General features: G+C 46.3%; 1 protein-coding gene. It reads left to right on the top strand.

Translation table 11 applies throughout. From position 1 onward, the window contains the following. Positions 1-1,445: exodeoxyribonuclease V subunit beta (locus A3735_RS25890; protein ID WP_156499926.1), on the top strand; the 1,445-nt coding region annotated here is incomplete at both ends.

The raw sequence follows: 1,445 nt of genomic DNA on the forward strand, positions 1-1,445 counted from the left end.
AATGCTTTGTCTGACGAAGATACACGTAATATATTAATTAATACGGTGCGCGAGCGCTTTTCAGTAGCGTTGATTGATGAATTTCAAGATACCGATCGTGAGCAATACCATATCTTTTCGAGTATTTTCTCGTCAAGCATTGAGTCTCGCAAAGATGCCTCGATGGTGCTTATTGGTGACCCTAAGCAAGCAATCTATGCTTTTCGAGGCGGGGATATCGCCACCTACCTCAGAGCTAAGCAGGATATTGACAAACACCCGCGTGGCCACCAGTTCACAATGGATACCAATTGGCGTTCTTCGCCTGAGATGGTCACAGCAGTAAATCAGGTATTCCAGCGCGAATCGAATCCATTTATCGCAGAAGACATCCCTTTTAACGCTGTAAACGCGGCGAAGAGTACACCCGAGCACTTGCGTGGTCAGCCTGCGTTTTGCATCACTCAAGTAAGACCTGAAGGACGTGATATAAAAGCGATGACCTCCATACTTGCCGATCATTGCGTCCAACAAATTCTTGCATTGCTGACTGAAGGAAAGGCCGCTTACTCAGACATTGCCGTATTAGTTCGTTCAGGAAAAGAGGCCGAGCTAGTTAAGCAACGCCTTGCACGCTATGGCTTAAGTGCAAGCTACGAAGGCAAGAGCAATATTTACGATAGTGAAGAAGCGCAGGCCATTTATCGCTTGCTTGCAGCGATAGCAGAGCCGGGTGATGAGTATCTGCTAATGAGCTGTCTGTCTGAATTATTCTTTTGCATCGACGACGAACGCCTCTTGGATATTCGAAATAACGATAGTGTTTTGGAGTATTATCTTGAGCTGTTTAATGACTTGCATAAATGTTGGAATCGCCATGGAGTCTTAGCCGCGATACGTGACGCTATGAGTCGCTTGGGTGTCTATGCATCTTGGCACCAGGATGCCTCACAGTTCCAGGACTGGGAAAGACGCCTTAGTAATGTTAATCAGCTAGCGGAGTTATTACAAAGTCAGGCGCAAGTCACACGTGGTCACTTTGCGCTACTGCGTTGGTTTCGTCAGAATATTTCAGCGTCGGTACTGGCTGATGATGAGAGTCGTCTACGTCTTGAAAGTGATGAACAGCTAATTCGTATCGTCACGATTCACAAAAGTAAGGGCTTAGAGTATCCCTATGTCTTTCTACCGTTTGTATTCACAGGCCGTGGTGCTGATATGGCGTGGTTTTATGATCAGAGCGGCAAGTTAAACCTCGACTTACTCAAGCAAGAGTCAAATGTCAGTTTGGTGGACCGAGAGCGGCTGGCTGAAGATATCCGCTTATTATATGTCGCACTGACACGAGCAAAATATCAATGCTTCCTTGGTACCTACTTTTATAAAGGCGCGGGCGTACTTAGTTTGGGGGTAGCGAAAACTGCCTGGGCTTATCTGCTTGACCGTGAAGCAATACTTGAAGGTTT

It is taken from the genome of Oleiphilus sp. HI0061 (assembly GCF_001635675.1).